Source organism: Pseudomonas sp. TZ252, from assembly GCF_056110345.1.
This window is the reverse complement of sequence record NZ_CM148566.1, coordinates 291,422-307,819: the sequence shown is the minus strand read 5'-3', so window position 1 is coordinate 307,819 and position 16,398 is coordinate 291,422. Positions and strand designations below refer to the sequence as shown.

The following is a 16,398-nucleotide window of genomic DNA, read 5'->3' as shown; positions in this document are numbered from 1 at the left end:
GGTGCTGTCAGAGTTTTCTTTCTGTGCGGTCATCGATTCGTCTTTCGCCGGACGGCGTCGGGCAACGCGCCATTCCTCTTCCTGAAGGACGATGCTGCGCCAGGCCGGTTTAAGTTCGATGACGCCGGGACGAACGGGAGATGTCCCCGTCCGTGGGGCACGGACGGGGCGCGGCGGGGAATCAGCGGGCGAACGCTTCGAGAAGGGTCTTGGCGGCCAGCTTGCCAAGGTTGTTGGAGGCCAGCGGGCTGTCGCCGGTGAGCAGCTTGCGGTCGCGGTGGACCTGGCCGGTGATGCCTTTGTTGAGGATCTTCACCCCGAGCTTCTGCAGGTTCTCGCCCACCAGCCAGGGCAGGGGACCGGGCATGTAGCCGATCTCCAGGTTGGCGCCGGTGTCCAGGGCGTCGGGGAACACGCAGATCTCGTAGCCCTTGAACGGGTAGTCCTCCGGCTTCTCGTCGACCGCCGGTGCCAGCAGGCAGGCCGGACCGTGGCAAAGGGTGATGATGTAGCGGTCCTTGGCGAGGAAGGCATTGAGCAGCCGTTTCACCTCCCGGCTGTGCGGAATGCCCGCCAGCACGCCGTGGCCGCCGGGAACGAACACCGCGGCGTACGGCGAGTCGTCGGCGACGGCCTGCTCCAGGAGGTCGGCGAGCTTCCGCGGCGCTTTCAGCTTGGGCAGGTACTTCGCGTAGATGCTCTTCACCGCCTCGTCCTCACCGGGCATCGCCCACATCTCCAGCTTCACCGGGTTGCCGGAGAGCGTGGCGACATCGAACTCGAAGCCGGCCTTGTCCAGGTGGTACATCGGCAGGAGCATTTCCACCGGGTGGTTGCCGGTGGAGAACATGCTGCCGTTCTGCATCAGGATGTAGCGTTCGTCGGTACCGATCATCAGCACCTTCTTGCCGCCCTTGTACGGGGTCGGGTAGTCGGCGCCGTCGAAGTCGGTCTTTGCCGAGGTGTACTGGCTCAGGGAATAGGGCGAGGGAAAGAACGCGTTGTGCTCGGCGTGGTCGGGCGTCGGGGTTCTGCTGGTATCGCGCTCGTTGCTCATGGCTCGTTCCTTTCTGCGTGATGGAGGTCGTACCAAGACGATAGGCGGGGTCGCCGGCCGGCGAAATAGGGGAAATCCCCTAACCCACGATGGGTCGCCTGAGGGTTTTCCCCTATGGGCTTTTGCCGGCAAGCCGGGGATCATGCGGAAAAAGCCAGGAACGTCCGCTCCATGACCGACTACGCCAGCCTTCTCTTCGACAGCGTCGCCCGGCTGCGCAAGGCCGCTACCACCGAGGCGGTCTGCCGCGAGATGGTGGAGTTCGCCGCACGCCTGGGCTTTGACCGGGTGATCGTCTGCAGCCTGTTCCCCCGCCCCGACGAGGACGAACTGATCGACGAGCTGTTCTTCGTCCATGGCGACTGGGCCGAAGGGCGCAGCGCCCAGGAGCGCGACGCCTATCTTCTGCACTGTCCGGTCACCCGGCACATCCTCGAACTGGACGAGCCGTTCTTCTGGTCGAAGAGCCCCTCGGAGGATCCCGAGCGCATGACCTACCGCATCGTCCGTGGGGTCCGCGACCTCGGCCAGGTCAATGGCATGCAGGTGCCGGTGTTCGGCCGCAACGGTCTGGAGGGCGCGGTGTCTTTCGCCGGCGAGCGGCTGGACCTGAATGCCGGTTGCAAGCTCGCCGCCCAGGCCTTCTGCCCGATCCTGTTCTTCGCCCTGAAGCGCCTGCGCGGCCCTGTGTCGGCGGGCGATGCGCAAGCGCTCAGCGAGCGCGAGCGGGAAGTCCTGCAATGGATCGCCCTGGGCAAGCAGCAAGCGGAGGTGGCGGCGATCCTGATGATTTCCGAGCGCACCGTGGAGAATCACCTGCGTGCCGCCCGCCGCCGTCTCGGCGCGGCGTCCACCGCCCAGGCGGTGGCGCGGGCGCTGCGCCTGGGCGATATCGAGGTCTGAGCGGCCTCAGGGAGCGGACGTGAGGACGATCTTGCCGATGTGCTGGCCGGAGTCCATCAGTTCGTGGGCCTGGCGCGCCTGTTCCAGAGGGAAGGTGCGGAACACTTGCGGCCGGACAGTGCCGGCGCGCACATGCGGCCAGACCTGGCGCTCCAGTTCGGCGATGATCGCGCCTTTCTCGTCGTGGCTTCGCGAGCGCAGGGTCGAGCCAAGATGGACCAGGCGCTTGCTCAGCATCGGGAACAGGTCGACTTCGGCGGCCTTGCCCTTGATCACGCCGATCTGCACGATCCGTCCGTTCATCGCCGCCGCCTGGTAGTTCCGCGTCACATAGTCGCCGGCAACGATATCGACGATCACATCGACCCCGCGACCTTCGGTGCCGCGCAGCACTTCCTCGACGAAGTCCTGCTCGGTGTAGTCGATCGCCACGTCGGCGCCGAGGCGCAGGCTGGCCTCGCGCTGGGCCTCGCTGGAGATCGTGGTGAAGATCTTCGCCGCGCCGAAGGCCTTGCCCAGCATGGTCGCGGTGGTGCCGATGCCGGAGGCGCCACCGTGGACCAGCAGCGTCTCGCCGGCCTTGAAGCCACCGCGCTGGAACAGGTTGACCCAGACGGTCATGAAGGTTTCCGGCAGCGCCGCCGCTTCCTCCATGCCCAGGCCGTCGGGCAGGTGCAGGGTGGTGCGCTCGTCGGCCACCGCGAACTGCGCGTAGCCGCCGCCGGGAATCAACGCCATCACCGCCTCGCCGACGGCGAAGCGGCTGACCTCGCTGCCGACCGCCCGCACCGTGCCGGCGATCTCCAGGCCGGGAATGTCCGAGGCGCCGGGTGGCGGGTCGTACACGCCCTTGCGCTGAAGCACGTCGGGACCGTTGACGCCGGCGGCGCGGACTTCGACCAGGACCTCGCGCGGGCCGGGCGTCGGCAGCGGCCGGCTGGTCGCCACCAGTACCTCGGGGCCGCCGGGCCGGGCGATCTCGATGGCGGTCATTCGTTCGGGAAATCGGTTCGTGCTGCTCATCGCATGCTCCTGGGAAAGTGGTTCGGACCTGGTTCGCATGGTAAGCAGCGCGGATGCCGTGGTCGCGCAGCGCTTTTTCATTAGACTGATGCGAAAATGCATCAGGAAAACCGCCATGAATTGGGACGACACCCGCGTCTTCCTCGCGCTCTGCCGCGAGCACACCCTGCGCGGCGCCGCCCGCGCGCTTCACGTCGACCAGGCCACGGTGGGCCGGCGGCTGGCGTCGCTGGAGGCGGCGCTGGGCTCGACCCTGTTCCTGCGCACCTCGTCCGGCTACCTGCTGACCCCGGCCGGCGAGGCGGCCTTCGAACTGGCCGAGAAGATGGAGCGCTCGGCCCTGGAGTTGCTGCGGCGGACCCGCGGGATGGACCACCGACTGTCCGGCGAGGTGCGGTTGTCCACCACCGACTCCCTGGCCGTCGACTTCGTGCTACCCGCCCTGGGCCGCCTGCACCTTGAACACCCGGATATCCGCGTGCTGCTCGACAGCGCTTCGGCCGTGGTCGACCTGCCCAAGCGCGAGACCGACATCGCGATTCGCACCCTGCGGCCGGAAAATCCCGATTTGATCCTGAGAAAACTCGCCAGTTGGCCCATGGGCCTGTTCGCTTCCGCGGACTACCTGCGGCGCAACGGCGTGCCGGTGCCCGGCGAGCGTTTCCGCGGCCACGACCTGGTGATGTACGAACCCTATTGGCACAGCCAGCGCGAACTGACCCTGGGCGGCGAGCCGATCCGCGACGGCCGGGTGGTCATCGCGGTGAATTCCAACATGATGGTGCGCCAGGCCCTGGCGCGCGGCCTGGGGCTCTGCGAGCTGCCGCTGTACATGGGCGAGCGCGACGGACTGGTGCGGGTCTGGCCGCAGCGCGAGCGACGCCGGCCATACGAGGTGTGGATGGTTACCCACAAGGACCTGCGCCACACCGCGCGGGTCCGCGCGGTGATCGAGCGGTTGGTGGAGGCGTTCGCCGAAGCGCCGGCCTGAGCCTGCAACGCCGGCGCCGGGTTCCGGTCGAATGCGGCGGCGCGCCGCGGAATCGCGCATCATAGGCGCCATCAGATCGAGGAGATTTCCATGGCAATCCCAAGCATCCCGCGTTTGGCCGTACTGACGCTCGGGCTGGCGCTCGCAGCGGCCGCCAGTGCCGCCGACGAGGCGCAACTGGTCGAGGCGATCAACGCCTACCGTGGCCAGGTGCAGTCCTGCGGCGGGCAGGCCAGCGGTGAACTGCCGCCGCTGGCCGCCGACCCGCGCCTGGCCTTGCCGGTGAATGCCGCCGGCGACCTGCAGCAGGCGATGGCACAGGCCGCCTACCCGATGGTCAACGTGCAGTCGGTCAGCCTTTCCGGGCCGCGCGATGCCGGCGCGGCGATGAAGGCGCTGGAGGAAAGCTTCTGCCGCGTGGTGCTCGACCCGCAGTTCGTCGACGTCGGCGTCAGCCGCCAGGACCGCGACTGGCGCATCGTCCTCGCCCGGCCATTGCTGCGCGGCGGCATGGGCGATTGGCAGGCGGAAGGGCAGAAGCTCCTGGAACAGATCAATGCCGCCCGCGGGCAAGCCCGCCAGTGCGGTGGCAAACCTTACGCAGCGACCCAGCCGCTGGCCTGGAACGCCACCCTTGGCGGCGCCGCCGAAGCGCATTCGCGGGCGATGGCCAACGGCAATTTCTTCGACCACCTCGACCGCGACGGCCGCACCCCCGGCGACCGCGCCGAGCTGGCCGGCTATAGCGGCGGGCTGATCGGCGAAAACATCGCCGCCGGCCAGGACGGGGTGGACAAGGTGGTCGACGGCTGGCTGGCCAGCCCGGGCCACTGCGCCAACCTGATGAATCCCGGCTACCGCGAGCTGGGCGCGGCCTACGCCACCGATCCGAAGAGCGACGCGGGAATCTACTGGACGGCCATGTTCGGTTCGCCCTGAAGTCCTCCGCGCCCGGAGCTGACGACGGGCTGGGCGCCTTCCGCAAACGAAAAACCCGGCGCCATGGCGCCGGGTTCCCTTTCAGCCTGTCCCGCCCTCAATGCGGCGCATTGAGGGTCAGGCGCATGTGCCGGTTGACATCCTTGTACAGCAGGTAGCGGAAGCGCCCCGGGCCGCCCGAATAGCAGGCCTGCGGGCAGAAGGCGCGCAGCCACATGAAGTCGCCGGCCTCCACCTCGACCCAGTCCTGGTTCAGGCGGTACACCGCCTTGCCTTCCAGCACGTACAGGCCGTGCTCCATCACGTGGGTCTCGGCGAAGGGGATCACGCCACCCGGCTCGAAGTTGACGATATTGACGTGCATGTCGTGGCGCATGTCGCTCATGTCGACGAAGCGGGTGGTGCTCCAGCGGCCTTCGGTGTCCGGCATCACCAGCGGCTGGATGTCCTGCTCGTTGGTGACGAAGGCTTCCGGCAGCGGTACGCCGTCGACCTTCTGGTAGTGCTTGCGGATCCAGTGGAAGCGGGTGTGCTGGCCGGTGGTATTGCGCACCTTGTAGTCGGCGCCCGGCGGAATGAAGGCGTAGCCGCCCGGCTGCATGGCGTGGACCTGGCCCTGCAGGGTCAGGCTCAGCTCGCCCTCGACGACGAACAGCACGGCCTCGGCGTTGGGATCCTGCTCCGGTTTCTCGCTGCCACCGTTGGGCGCCAGTTCGACGATGTACTGCGAGAAGGTCTCGGCGAAGCCGGACAGCGGGCGGGCGATCACCCACATGCGCATGTTGTCCCAGAACGGCAGGTGGCTGGTGACGATATCGCGCATCACCCCCTTGGGAATCACGGCATAGGCTTCGGTGAACATCGCCCGGTCGGTGAGCAGCTCGGTCTGTGCCGGGTGCCCGCCGTGCGGCGCGTAGTAGCTGGACTTGGACATGGAGCGTTTCCTCGTTGTTGTCTTGCTGCCGGCGCACGCGCCGCCGGAGCGAAATGGGCGGGCGCGAGCCGTTGCTGACGGCAACGATATCCAGCGCCTGTCGCATGCACAAATTAAATGTTGGAATCCAGCATATTCATTTTTCGAATGAGGGCCGGCTCCGGGTATCTTCCGCCAGCACCCGCGACAGCACGCGTGCCAGTGCCTTCACCATCGGATCCGCCGCAGGCCGGTGCAGCAGCGCCACTTCGAACACGTCCACCGCCGGCAGCCCGGCGTTCTTCGGCAGCACCGCGTGGCCTGCGCTCACCGCGCGCAGCGGCAGCAGGCCGATGCCCATGCCGTCGGCGATGGCCGATTGCAGGCCGCTGAGGCTGGAACTGGTGAAGCTGATGTGCCAGCGCCGGCCGACCGCTTCCAGGGCGGCGATCATCTCGTCGCGGTAGACCCCGCGCGGCGGGAAGGTGACGATGGGCAGCGGGTCGAGGTCGATGCAGGGGTTCCTGGCGCTGTCCACCCAGCATGTCTTTTCCGGCCAGCAGGCCAGTGCCTCGCGGCTGGCGCGGCGCTGCTTGAGCAGCACCAGGTCCAGTTCGCCGCGGTCGTAGCTGGCGCTGAGGTCGCGGCTCATGCCGCTGGTGACTTCCAGCTTGACCTGTGGATAACGCCGGTTGAAGGCCGCCAGTCGCTCGGTGGTACGGCCGGCGGCGAAGTCGTCCGGCACGCCGATGCGCACCGTCAGCGCCACCGTGGCGCCGGACAGCGCCTCGGCCAGTTCGTCGTTCAGTGCCAGCAGGCGGCGGGCATAGCCGAGCAGCGTATCGCCGGCGTCGGTCGGCAACACGTCGCGGTTGCCGCGCTCCAGCAGGCGGTGTCCGGCCATTTCCTCCAGGCGGCGAACCTTCTGGCTGACGGTCGACTGGGTCGAGTGCAGGCGCGCGGCGGCAGTGGTGAAGCTGCCGCAGTCGGCCACCGTGACGATGGCGCGGAGCAGGTCGAGGTCGAACAGGCGGCTATTCGATTTTTCACTGTCGCTCATGGTCGTATCGCATTTTCGAATGTCGTCGCCGCTTTTAGCAGGCCGTGCCGTCAGCGGCAACCGCTCAGCGTCGACGCAGCGTGCCCAGCGGTCGACCAATGCGCTGAAAGCGGCGGGAAACCCGCCAGGCGGTCATGCATGCGCCAGGAACAGGACCGCGGAGCGCTACTCGGGCACCTCGACGTTGACCTGCAGCGCGTCGTGGCGCCAGTACTCCAGGTCGCAGTCGATCAGGCGGCCCGCCTGGTCGCGGTTGATCCGCACGATCTGTAGCGCCGGGCTGCCCACCGAGACCCGCAGCGGTCCCGCGGCCTCCGCCGGGAGGATGGTCGGGACCATTTCGAAGCGCACCCGGCCGTAGCGGATGCCGTAGTGGTTGGCGTAGAGATCGGTCAGCGAGCGAGTCAGGTCGAAGCGCTCGATGCCGGGAAAGTAGGCGGGATTCAGGTAGTGCTCGACGTACAGCACCAGCCGCCCGTCGACCCGCCGCGCCCGGCGGATCTGGAACACCCGCGACAGCGCCGGCAGCTCCAGGCGCTGGCAGATGTCGACGCTGGCCGGGATCATCGCCGCGCCGAGCACCTCGGTCTCCGGCACCCGGCCCTGGTCGGCGACCATCGCGTGGAAGTGGCTGCGCACCAGCGGGTTGTACAGCAGCCGCTGCGGCGAGACGAACCAGCCGCGGCGTTCCTCGCGGTAGATCAGGCCCTGGTCCTCCAACTGGCCGAGCGCCTCGCGCAGGGTGATGCGGGTGGTCGAGAACAGCTCGCTCAATTGCCGTTCGCTGGGCAGCTTGCTGCCGCGCGCGAGCAGGCCGCGCTCGATCTGCTCGCGCAGGGACTGGTAGATCACCGTCAGGGGGCGGGACGGCTCGTCGCGCATATCGACGCTTCTCCGCTGGGGCTCCGGGGGGCTACAGGGTAATGCTTCCGGGCCGCCGGCGGTATAGCGCGGCGCGCCTTCTCAGCGCCATTCCAGCACTGGCCAGCCGGCCTCGCGGGCGTGCCCGAGCAGCGCCGGGTCGGGGTTCACCGTGTGCGGCCGGTCGACCCGCGAGAGCAGCGGCAGGTCGTTGCGCGAGTCGGAATAGAAGGTCGCGCCGGCCAGCGTCTCGCCCTCCTGGGCCAGCCAGGCGTCGAGGCGACGGACCTTGCCCTCGCGGTAGGTGAGGGTGCCGCGGGTGCGCCCGGTGTAGAGGCCGTCGCGCTCCTCGATGTCGATCGCCAGCACCTCGTCCACCCCCAGCCGGCGGCCGATGGCGCTGACCAGGAAGTGCGCCGAGGCGGAGATGATCAGCAGGCGGTCGCCGGCCTGGCGGTGGCGTTCCAGGCAGCGCAGGGCGTCGGCGTGGATGCGCGGCGCTATGATCCGCGCGACGAAATCCTCGACGGCGCCGGCGATCTCCGCCGGGGTGCGGCCGGCGATGGGCGCCAGGCTGAAGTCCATGTAGTCCTCCATGGCCAGCCGGCCCTCGGCATAGAGTTCCATGAGGCGGCGTTCCTGGTGCAGGAAGGCGGTCTTCTCGACCCAGCCCAGTTCGGTCATGTAGCGCCCCCAGAGGGTCGCGCAGTCGCCGTCGATCAGGGTGTCGTCGAGGTCGAAGAGGGCAAGTGGCATAGGCGGTTCCTTGTTCGCTAGGGATTGGCCCGGCACGCCTGGCGCCGGGCGGTGGTTCGGCGAGGTTTCAACGCGGCTTGCCGGCCGCCAGCAGCGGCCCGCCGGCATGCGCCTTCGGTTCGACGCGGCACGCGCCTGGCCGGCTGTTCCAGAACGGCACCAGCAGCAGGCTGGCGAGCAGCGCGGTGGCGGTGAACACGAAGAACACCGTGAGGGTGTCGAAGTAGCCCGGCAGCAGGCCGCCGAGGATCGCCCCGACCGAGCCGCAGCCGTTGACGAAGCCGGTGGCGGTACCGGCTGCTTCGCTGGTACCGAAGTCGATGGCGGCGGCGCCGCTGATCATCGAGTCCGGCCCGTAGAGGGTGACGCCCATCATGAACAGCAGGCCGACCACCAGGTACAGGCTGCCGCTCTGCATCGCCGGGACGAACAACGCCAGGCTCACGGTCAGCGCCGCCAGGCTGAGCACGCAGGCCGGCATGCGGCGGGCGCCGAACAGCTTGTCCGAGGCCAGGCCGATGAGGATCGGCCCGGCCAGCCCGGCGACCTCGAAGGCCGAAGGCACGATGGCCGAGGCGACCTTGCCGATCTCCGGCATGCGTTCGTAGATGATCACCGGGCCCCAGAGCAGGATCGCGTAGCGCGCCGGCTTGAGCAGGAAGTAGGCGATGCCGAGGACCAGCACGTGGGGATTCCTGAGCGCCTTCAGCAGGGCGCCGGAATGGCTCGGCCGGGGCGCGTTGGCGGGGGGCGCGGCCTCGGCCTCCACGGGCGGCAGGCCGACGTCCTGCGGACGGTTGCGCTGGAGGAAGAAGAACAGCGCGGCCACCGCCAGCACCACTCCCGCCGAGGACAGGAAGGCCATGCGCCAGTCATGCGTCAACCGGTAGGCGCACCAGCCGGCGAACGGCGTCGCCACCAGCCCGCCGAAGGCGTAGCAGGTACTCCACAGGCCGAGCACGCGGCCTCGCTCGTAGGTGGCGAAGAAGGCGCCGATGTTCTTGCACAGCCCCGACCAGCCGGTGGACTGCGCCAGGCCCTGGACCACCATGCAGGCGGCGAAGATCGGCAGGGTGGCGAAGGTACCCATCGCCAGCGCCGCCAGCGCCGAGGTGAGCAAACCGCCGAGCACCACCACGCGGGTGCCGAAGCGGTCGGCGAACACCCCCCACATGAACTGGCCCACGGCGTAGGCGGCCAGGTAGAGGCATCGAGATCGGCCATGGCGCTCTTGTCGAGCTCGAAGGAGGGGTCTTCGGCGATGCCGAGCTTGGCCACCGAGAAGGCCTTGCGGGTGAAGTAGAAGGCGGCGTAGGCCAGCCAGGTGATGACGAAGATCTGGATGCGCCAGCGCTGGAGCGATTGCCAGCCACGGTGCAGGGTACCGTTGTGGTTGTTCATGTGGGTCCCTATGGGTCTAGACAGTGCGGGGAGGTTGTTCTTGTTGTGCTGCTGCAAAGCTGTCCGGATGCATGGTCTAGGCCAGATGCCTTTCCCATGACTTTTTTCGTGCGCAAGGTTGGCTGTCGATGCGCTCCTGCTCGGTCCTGCCGAGGCTGAGATGGATTGTGAAGGCTTGGTGGCGGTGCGTGGCGCCGATCCGGTCAGGCTGGGCCGGCTGGCGAAGGTCAATCTAGCACCGGGTATTTTTATGGTCTAGACCAAAAGCGGGGCGAAACGATTCGATTTTTTCGAGGGATTGCCTGGGATTGGTGCATTTTCTTGTCCTGGCGGCACCTTTGGGCGGGACTTTTCTACGTATTTTCAAGAAATTGGAATAGACCAGATTTTCGATGATACGCCAGCGCCTCTGGTGCGCCGTGCGCCGCCGCTGGATGGCCGCGTGTCGCGGCGCTCGGCTAGACTGCGGGACCTCGCGCCGGATCGGACCGCCATGCTGAGAAACGTTACCGACCTAGACCTGCGTCTGTTGCGCATCTTCGCCTGCGTGGTGAAGTGCGGCGGTTTCACCGCGGCCCAGGCCGAGCTGAACATGAGCCAGTCGAACATCAGCATGCACATCGCCAGCCTGGAGAAGCGCCTCGGCTACCGGCTCTGCGAGCGCGGCAAGGGCGGTTTCCGACTGACCGCCAAGGGTCGCCGGGTGCTGGAGGCTTCGCGAACGATGTTCGACGCCATCGGCCTGTTTCGCGACCAGGCGCAGGCGTTGTCCGGACGTTTGGTCGGGGAGCTGTACCTGGGCCTCGCGGACAATCTCGCGACCTTGCCCCAGGCCCGTTTCGGCGATGCGCTGGCGCGCTTCCAGCGGCGCGACCAGGATGTCCAGCTGAACCTTTTCGTCAATTCGCCCACCGAGCTGGAACTGGCGGTGATCGAAGGCGAGCTGGACCTGGCGATCTCCTATTTCAGCCGTTCGCGGCCGAGCCTCGAATACCGCCCGCTGTATCGCGAAGAGATCGGCGTGTTCTGCGGCGATCGCCATCCGCTGTTCGCCGAGGCGCAGCCGACCCTGGAGCGGATCGCCGCCTGTGACTGGGTGATGCATGGCTTCCTGCCGGAAAACCTGGTCCTGCCGCTACGCCCGTCGCGCAGCCGCGCCACCGCCTACCACATGGAAGCGGTCGCCCATGCCGTGCTGGCCGGCACCCACCTGGGCTACCTGCCGACCCATTACGCCGAAGCCTGGATCGAGCGCGGGCGGATGCGCGCGCTGTTGCCGGAGCGGCTGAGCTACCCGGTGGAGCACAGCATGATCGTCTATGCCGGGCGCCCCCTCAGCGAAGCCGCCCGCGCCTTCATCGACGACCTGCTGCAGGTCCACGGCCTGGGGTCCTGAGCGCTCAGGCGAGAGTCCCGGCCACCGCCTGGCGGTAGATGCGCGCATAATCCCGGGCATCGAGCGGCAGGGCGTTGGTCGCCGAGGACGACAGGTCGGCCAGCGCCTGCTCGCCCACCCATTGCGCGTCCTCGCCATCCAGGCCGAGGGCGGCGAGGTTCGCCGGGATGCCGATGCGCGCGCGCAGTTCGAGGATCCACGCCAGCAGGCCGTCGAAGCTCGCTTCGTCGAGTTCCAGGTAGCGCGCCAGGCGCGCGGCGTCGGCTTCTATCGCCGGGCGGTTGGCCAGCAGAACGTAGGGCAGCAGCACGGCGTTCAGCAGGCCGTGGTGCAGGTGATGGCGAGCGCCCAGCGGGTGGGCCAGGGCGTGGACCCCGCCAAGCCCCTTCTGGAATGCCACTGCGGCGCTGGCCGAGGCTACCAGCATGCCTTCCCGGGCGGCGAGGTCGTTGCCGTCGCGCACGGCGTTTTCCAGGTGCTGCCTGACCAGGCGCACGCCTTCCAGGGCGATGCCCGCCGACATCGGATGGTAGAGCGGCGAGAACAGCGCCTCCAGGTGATGGGTGAGGGCGTCCATGCCGGTGGCGGCGCTCAGCGCCGGCGGCAACCCGCGGGTCAGGCGCGGGTCGAGGAATACGCAGGCGGCCAGCAGCTCGCGGTGGCCGACGACCCGCTTGATGCCCAGTTGCGTGTCGGTCAGCACCGCCTCGCGTCCCAGTTCCGAGCCGGTGCCGGCGGTCGTGGGAAGCGCCAGCAGCGGCGGCAGGCCGAGCAGCGGGTAGTCGGCGAGGGTCGGATAGCTGCGCAGCGTCTGTGTCCATTCGAAGCGTTCGAGGCCGTGCGGATCGCGGCTTAGCAGGGCGATTCCCTTGGCCGCGTCGAGGGCGCTGCCGCCGCCGAGGGCGATCAGCGCGTCATGCCCGCCAGCCTCGAAGCGCCTGGCGCCGCCGTGGACTTCAGCGAGGCTGGGGTTGCTCGACAGTTCGTGGAACAGGTCATGGTCGATGCCGGCGCGTTCCAGGCACTCGCGCACCAGGCGCAGGGGCTCCAGGGCGAGCATGCCGGGATCGGTGACCAGCAGGGGCCGGCGTGCGCCCGCCAGCGCGCAACGCCTCGGCAGTTGTTCCAGGGCGCCGACGCCGCAGAGGATATCGGTGGGGTAGTTCCAGTAATGCAGGTCGCTCATGGCGATGCTCCGTGAAAGCAGGATGAGCCGGGCCCCGCCGGGCGCGAAGCCAGCGTGCGGGAACAACCGGAGGAGGCGCCGGAACGGCCGGCGCGTGCGGGTCAGTCCGCCGGCGGAGCGGCGAAGCTGAGGCTGGTGGCGATGCGCCGATGCGGCTTGGCGATGACCATGTAGAGCAGGCCGAACGCGGCCAGCGCGGAGAACACCACGACCACCGCCCAGACCTGGAACCAGGGCGCGTCGGGCGGGGCGAGGCTGGCCCGCGGCCAGGCGACGTTGAGCGCCTCGAAAGACAGCCAGGCGACTGCCAGGACGTTCACCGCCAGCCCCGCGCGCCCCAGGCGCAAGGCGCCCTTGTCCGGGTCCCAGCGGCCGACGAGGCGGGCCCAGAGAGCGCAGGCGGCGACGATCAGGAAGACCACGAAGAAACCGCCGCTGCCGAACGCGATCAGCGTGCCGACCGCCGTGGCGTTCAGCCCCAGGGCCAGGCCGAGGCTGGCCAGCAGCGTGCTGCAGACCATCGCCGCCATCGGCACCTTGCGCCGGTCGACCCGGCGCAGCAGGGCGGAGCCGGGCAGGATGGCGTCGCGCGCCATGCCGAAGATCGCCCGGCCGATGTAGGTCTGCACCGACACCACGCAGGCGACGAAGGCGATCAGCACCACTGCGACGAAGGGCCGCTCGGCCCAGGCGCCGAAGGCGTCCACCACCGCCGGGGTGACCGGGTCGACCACCTGGCCGCTGACCACCGCGCCGATGTCCTGGTAGGACAGGGTCACGGCGAAGGCGGTGAGCATCACGGTGAATCCCACCACCAGCATCGAGCGCAGGATCGCCCGGGGAGTGGAGACGCGGGCATCGGTGGTTTCCTCGGAAATCTGCGAGCAGGCGTCGAAGCCGAGGAAAGCCCAGCCGCCCACCGCCAGCGCGGTCAGTACGCCGTCCAGGTAGGAACCGTCCGCATCGCCTGTGCCGCCCGGGCCGCTGAACAGCAGGTCGAGCGGATGGTTGCGGAAGAACAGCAGCAACAGCACGCCGATACCGATGGAGGCGATGGCCTCGGCGACGATCCCGGCATTGACGAAGTACTTCAGCGGGTTGATCCCCAGCAGGTTCACCGCCAGGCCCAGCGCCAGCAGCAGCGCGCCGCAGAGCACCTGGCCGTTGGCCGACGGCGGCGCGCCGGTCGCCAGCAGGCCGAGCCAGAAGCCACCGAGGTAGGCCACGGTAGTCAGCGAGGCCAGCGCCGAAGCCAGGTAGAGGAAGCCGGTGAACCAGGCCAGGCGGTCGCCCACCAGGCGCCGCACCCACTGGTAGCAGCCGCCGGCCAGCGGAAACTGCGAGGACAGCTCGGCGTAGACCAGCGCCACGCCGAACTGCAGCAGCAGGCACAGCGGCACCACCCAGACCCAGGAGGGGCCCATGCTCATGGCGCCGAGGGACATCACCGAGTAGATGCCCACCACCGGCGAGATGGTGGCGAAGCCGACGGAAAAGGACGACCACAGGCTCAGCCCGCGCTCCAGTTCCTGGCGATAGCCGTGGGCCGCCAGCAGGCGTTCGTCGCGGGAGGTATCGCGGAGATCAGTCATGGCGGTCTCCGGGCGAGCGCTGCGGGGAAGGGGAAAGGCGGATGCCACCGATGCGATGGGTGAGCATGGAGAGTCCTCGTCGGCTATTGGAATTGTTATGGCCGCTTCCGGGACGAGCGAAAGCGTGGCAGACGCAGGTTAGGCGGATTACCTATCAGGATGAATTCATATTCGATTGGGCTGGCATCAGGAAAACCTGATGTATGGCCAGGCCCCGAGAAGGCCGGCTCCTGCGAAGGGAGCCGGCCGGTCGCGGCAGTTACTTCAGGTCCTCGCGCGGCGGTTTGCCGGGCTGGCTGGCGTAGTCCGGCAGGGCGCTGATCGCCTGTTCCTTGTCGGGGATGCTGGACGGGTCGAGGTCGCCGCCGACGTTGCGCGGGTCGGTGGGGATCGCCGAGGGAATCACCACGGTGCGCTCGGCCAGCGGCCAGCCGAGGATGGTCTCCAGGCGCCCGCCTTCCTCCTCGGGGCCGGTGATGGCGTCCAGGCGCAGCGGCAGCGGATGGCCGATCAGCCGTTCGACCTCGCCCGCCGCCTCCGGCGCGGCCAGGGTCAGGCCGGTGCGGTAGAAGCCCGGCAGACTCGAGCGCGGCACATAGACCCGCAGCAGGGCACCGTTGCGGATCCGGCCGCGCGCGTCGGGTTCCTGGTCCTGGGCGTAGCCGTAGGCCAGCGCCGGATCGCCGGCGATATAGAAACCGCGCCAGATCGCGTCGAGGTCCTGGCTGCGCGCGCGCACCCCGCCGAAGACGATGCTTTGCGCCGCTTCGAGGAAGGTGCCGTGGTAGCCGACGAACACATAGCCGCGCTCCTCCAGTTGGCGGTGCGCCTGGAGCAGCCGCTCCACCGTCCAGTTCTGCGTGCCGCGGGTGCTGAAGCTGACGTCGCCGCCGTCGCCGAGGAACTCCGCGCCAGTGGGATAGTTGCGCTCCAGCAGGGCGTCGCCGCTGTCCGCCGGGCCCGCGCATTCACCGGCGGCGACCGAGCAGGTCAGGCTCACCACGTCGGCGCTGGCCGCGCCGGCCTCGTCGTTGCCGGTGCCCTGCCGGACGAAGCGCTCGCTCTCGGCGGCGGCCAGGGTCAGGGCCAGACGGGCCTGCTCCGGCTGCTCGCGGATCGCTTCGCCCAGGTCGCCGCCGCTGCCGGGGCTGGCCAGGGCGTTGCGGATCACCTGGTCGACCTGGTTCCACGACAGTCGCGCCGCCAGGTAGAGGGCGACCAGCCGCTGCACCGGATAACCGCACTGCTCCAGTTGTTCCCAGCCGCGCGGCTGGCGATGACGGGTGAAAGTCTCCAGCGGCAGGTGGCAGGCCTGGTGCGCGGTCAGCGCGGCCAGGCTGCCGCCCTCGGGGAAGTGCAGGCGATGACTGATGACCGTGGGCTTGATGTCCAGGTCATGCTTCGCCGGGTTGCCGGCGAGCACCCGGTAGATCTTGCCTTCCCAGGTATCGTCGAGGTTGCAGCGCTGCTGGGCGAGGTAGTTGTAGACCCCGTCCAGCGGGTCGAGCAGGCACAACACCTTGCCGCTGGCCCATTCGCTCCAGCGCTTTTCCCGGCGCGGCTGGGCCTGGGCCATGACCACGCTGACCCCGGCATGGCTGATGGCGAGCGTCGGCTGCATCTCGTTGCTCTCGTGCGCCCTGACGAAGAAGGTGGCATCGCGCGCCAGCTTCGCCAGCAACTCGTCGCCCATCTCGATGGTGTAGATCGGCGACATGTGGCTGAGCTGGTTACCGGCGTTCAGTTCGTGGATGAACACCTTGATGTTCGAAGGCTTCTCGTGGCCGATCGGTACCAGCCAGTTCAGCGACCAACTGCCGCGCGCCTGGCGCGTGTAGCTGTAGCGCACCGGCTTGTTCGGCTCGACGCCGCCTTCGAGGCGGATGGTCAGGCCGTCGCTGGTGATGCTGAGGGCGTTGTCGATGGCCAGCTTGAGCGCGTCGTTGCCGCCCTCCAGGACCATGGAGTAGTGCAGCACGCCCTGGCCGTTGGTGTCGGCGATGGCCGGGTCGACTCTCATGCGGCTGGAACGCACGCCGTCCTTGAGGTCGAGCACGCAGGCCTTGGCGCATTCGTTCCAGAGGTCGAAGGCTTCCTCGGCGGCGGACGCGGACGAGCCGCCGGCGAGCAGGCCGAGGCTGGCGACCAGGGGGATCCAATGGGGTATCAGGTGCATCGCGATGGCTCCTGTGATGGGTGAAGGATGAGGCTGATCGAGCGGTTGGTTTTTCTTGTCGGGCGAGCCGGCGGAGAGCGGCGGGGCGTCTAGGGTGCGGGATGCGGGGAGGCTGGCGGGGAGCGGAAGAGGGCTTTTATGGGA

13 protein-coding genes and 1 pseudogene are annotated in these 16,398 nt (G+C 68.6%); 4 read left to right on the top strand and 10 right to left on the bottom strand.

Annotated features, from left to right (window positions below; translation table 11 throughout):
- Positions 1–181 precede the first annotated feature (181 nt).
- On the bottom strand, positions 182–1,057 hold the full coding sequence (gene hchA, locus ACYAF3_RS01415) for a glyoxalase III HchA (protein ID WP_003082292.1): 876 nt from the start codon (positions 1,055–1,057) through the stop codon (positions 182–184).
- 171 nt (positions 1,058–1,228) lie between these two features.
- Here hchA and ACYAF3_RS01410 point away from each other — a divergent pair, with 171 nt between their 5' ends.
- Positions 1,229–1,960, top strand: a complete 732-nt coding sequence (locus tag ACYAF3_RS01410) for a PA1136 family autoinducer-binding transcriptional regulator (RefSeq protein ID WP_003112485.1) — start codon at positions 1,229–1,231, stop codon at positions 1,958–1,960.
- A gap of 6 nt (positions 1,961–1,966) precedes the next feature.
- On the opposite strand, the gene ACYAF3_RS01405 is transcribed toward ACYAF3_RS01410, so the two are convergent.
- Positions 1,967–2,953 (bottom strand): NAD(P)H-quinone oxidoreductase, encoded by a 987-nt coding sequence (locus ACYAF3_RS01405; RefSeq protein ID WP_003133873.1) that lies wholly within the window; start codon positions 2,951–2,953, stop codon positions 1,967–1,969.
- 145 nt (positions 2,954–3,098) lie between these two features.
- Here ACYAF3_RS01405 and ACYAF3_RS01400 point away from each other — a divergent pair, with 145 nt between their 5' ends.
- Both ACYAF3_RS01400 and ACYAF3_RS01395 read left to right on the top strand, forming a co-directional pair.
- Entirely contained in the window at positions 3,099–3,974 is an 876-nt protein-coding gene (locus ACYAF3_RS01400; protein WP_003101845.1) for a LysR family transcriptional regulator, read from the top strand.
- A gap of 90 nt (positions 3,975–4,064) precedes the next feature.
- Complete coding sequence (locus tag ACYAF3_RS01395; protein WP_128669446.1) at positions 4,065–4,913, top strand: CAP domain-containing protein; 849 nt, start codon at positions 4,065–4,067, stop codon at positions 4,911–4,913.
- Positions 4,914–5,010: 97 nt separating this feature from the next.
- Here ACYAF3_RS01395 and ACYAF3_RS01390 read toward each other — a convergent pair whose 3' ends face one another.
- The 5 genes and pseudogenes from ACYAF3_RS01390 to ACYAF3_RS01370 all read right to left on the bottom strand — a co-directional run bounded on the left by ACYAF3_RS01390 (position 5,011) and on the right by ACYAF3_RS01370 (position 9,904).
- A complete protein-coding gene (locus ACYAF3_RS01390; RefSeq protein WP_057385643.1) occupies positions 5,011–5,847 on the bottom strand; it encodes a bifunctional allantoicase/(S)-ureidoglycine aminohydrolase in 837 nt (278 codons plus the stop codon).
- Between the two features lie 136 nt (positions 5,848–5,983).
- Positions 5,984–6,886, bottom strand: coding sequence for a LysR family transcriptional regulator (locus ACYAF3_RS01385; RefSeq protein WP_003082309.1), 903 nt, complete (start codon positions 6,884–6,886; stop codon positions 5,984–5,986).
- Positions 6,887–7,051: 165 nt separating this feature from the next.
- Positions 7,052–7,768 carry a UTRA domain-containing protein gene (locus ACYAF3_RS01380; RefSeq protein ID WP_003082314.1) on the bottom strand — a complete coding sequence of 239 codons (717 nt, stop codon included), beginning with the start codon at positions 7,766–7,768 and terminating at the stop codon, positions 7,052–7,054.
- Positions 7,769–7,849: 81 nt separating this feature from the next.
- Positions 7,850–8,503: an HAD family hydrolase gene (locus ACYAF3_RS01375; protein WP_003082318.1), complete on the bottom strand. Its 654-nt coding sequence runs from the start codon at positions 8,501–8,503 to the stop codon at positions 7,850–7,852.
- A gap of 67 nt (positions 8,504–8,570) precedes the next feature.
- Positions 8,571–9,904 (bottom strand): annotated as a pseudogene (locus tag ACYAF3_RS01370) (MFS transporter).
- Positions 9,905–10,397: 493 nt separating this feature from the next.
- On the opposite strand from ACYAF3_RS01370, the gene ACYAF3_RS01365 reads away from it, so the two are divergent.
- The gene (locus ACYAF3_RS01365) at positions 10,398–11,300 is read left to right on the top strand and encodes a LysR family transcriptional regulator (RefSeq protein WP_003116332.1); all 903 of its coding nucleotides are present in this window, start codon (positions 10,398–10,400) and stop codon (positions 11,298–11,300) included.
- 4 nt (positions 11,301–11,304) lie between these two features.
- Here ACYAF3_RS01365 and ACYAF3_RS01360 read toward each other — a convergent pair whose 3' ends face one another.
- From ACYAF3_RS01360 to toxA, 3 genes are all read right to left on the bottom strand, one after another.
- Entirely contained in the window at positions 11,305–12,486 is a 1,182-nt protein-coding gene (locus ACYAF3_RS01360; protein ID WP_003101834.1) for an iron-containing alcohol dehydrogenase, read from the bottom strand.
- Positions 12,487–12,587: 101 nt separating this feature from the next.
- Positions 12,588–14,078: an APC family permease gene (locus ACYAF3_RS01355; protein ID WP_003082330.1), complete on the bottom strand. Its 1,491-nt coding sequence runs from the start codon at positions 14,076–14,078 to the stop codon at positions 12,588–12,590.
- 259 nt (positions 14,079–14,337) lie between these two features.
- Positions 14,338–16,254 (bottom strand): exotoxin A, encoded by a 1,917-nt coding sequence (gene toxA, locus ACYAF3_RS01350; RefSeq protein ID WP_034012081.1) that lies wholly within the window; start codon positions 16,252–16,254, stop codon positions 14,338–14,340.
- Between the last annotated feature and the right edge of the window lie 144 nt (positions 16,255–16,398).

What these genes read in the sequence shown, in the direction of transcription:
- ACYAF3_RS01410 (WP_003112485.1), top strand. Translation starts at nt 1,229, where the DNA reads ATGACCGACTACGCCAGCCTTCTCTTCGACAGCGTCGCCCGGCTGCGC.
- ACYAF3_RS01390 (WP_057385643.1), bottom strand. Translation starts at nt 5,847, where the DNA reads ATGTCCAAGTCCAGCTACTACGCGCCGCACGGCGGGCACCCGGCACAG.
- ACYAF3_RS01405 (WP_003133873.1), bottom strand. Translation starts at nt 2,953, where the DNA reads ATGACCGCCATCGAGATCGCCCGGCCCGGCGGCCCCGAGGTACTGGTG.
- toxA (WP_034012081.1), bottom strand. Translation starts at nt 16,254, where the DNA reads ATGCACCTGATACCCCATTGGATCCCCCTGGTCGCCAGCCTCGGCCTG.
- ACYAF3_RS01380 (WP_003082314.1), bottom strand. Translation starts at nt 7,768, where the DNA reads ATGCGCGACGAGCCGTCCCGCCCCCTGACGGTGATCTACCAGTCCCTG.
- ACYAF3_RS01355 (WP_003082330.1), bottom strand. Translation starts at nt 14,078, where the DNA reads ATGACTGATCTCCGCGATACCTCCCGCGACGAACGCCTGCTGGCGGCC.
- ACYAF3_RS01395 (WP_128669446.1), top strand. Translation starts at nt 4,065, where the DNA reads ATGGCAATCCCAAGCATCCCGCGTTTGGCCGTACTGACGCTCGGGCTG.
- ACYAF3_RS01400 (WP_003101845.1), top strand. Translation starts at nt 3,099, where the DNA reads ATGAATTGGGACGACACCCGCGTCTTCCTCGCGCTCTGCCGCGAGCAC.
- ACYAF3_RS01365 (WP_003116332.1), top strand. Translation starts at nt 10,398, where the DNA reads ATGCTGAGAAACGTTACCGACCTAGACCTGCGTCTGTTGCGCATCTTC.
- ACYAF3_RS01385 (WP_003082309.1), bottom strand. Translation starts at nt 6,886, where the DNA reads ATGAGCGACAGTGAAAAATCGAATAGCCGCCTGTTCGACCTCGACCTG.
- ACYAF3_RS01375 (WP_003082318.1), bottom strand. Translation starts at nt 8,503, where the DNA reads ATGCCACTTGCCCTCTTCGACCTCGACGACACCCTGATCGACGGCGAC.
- hchA (WP_003082292.1), bottom strand. Translation starts at nt 1,057, where the DNA reads ATGAGCAACGAGCGCGATACCAGCAGAACCCCGACGCCCGACCACGCC.
- ACYAF3_RS01360 (WP_003101834.1), bottom strand. Translation starts at nt 12,486, where the DNA reads ATGAGCGACCTGCATTACTGGAACTACCCCACCGATATCCTCTGCGGC.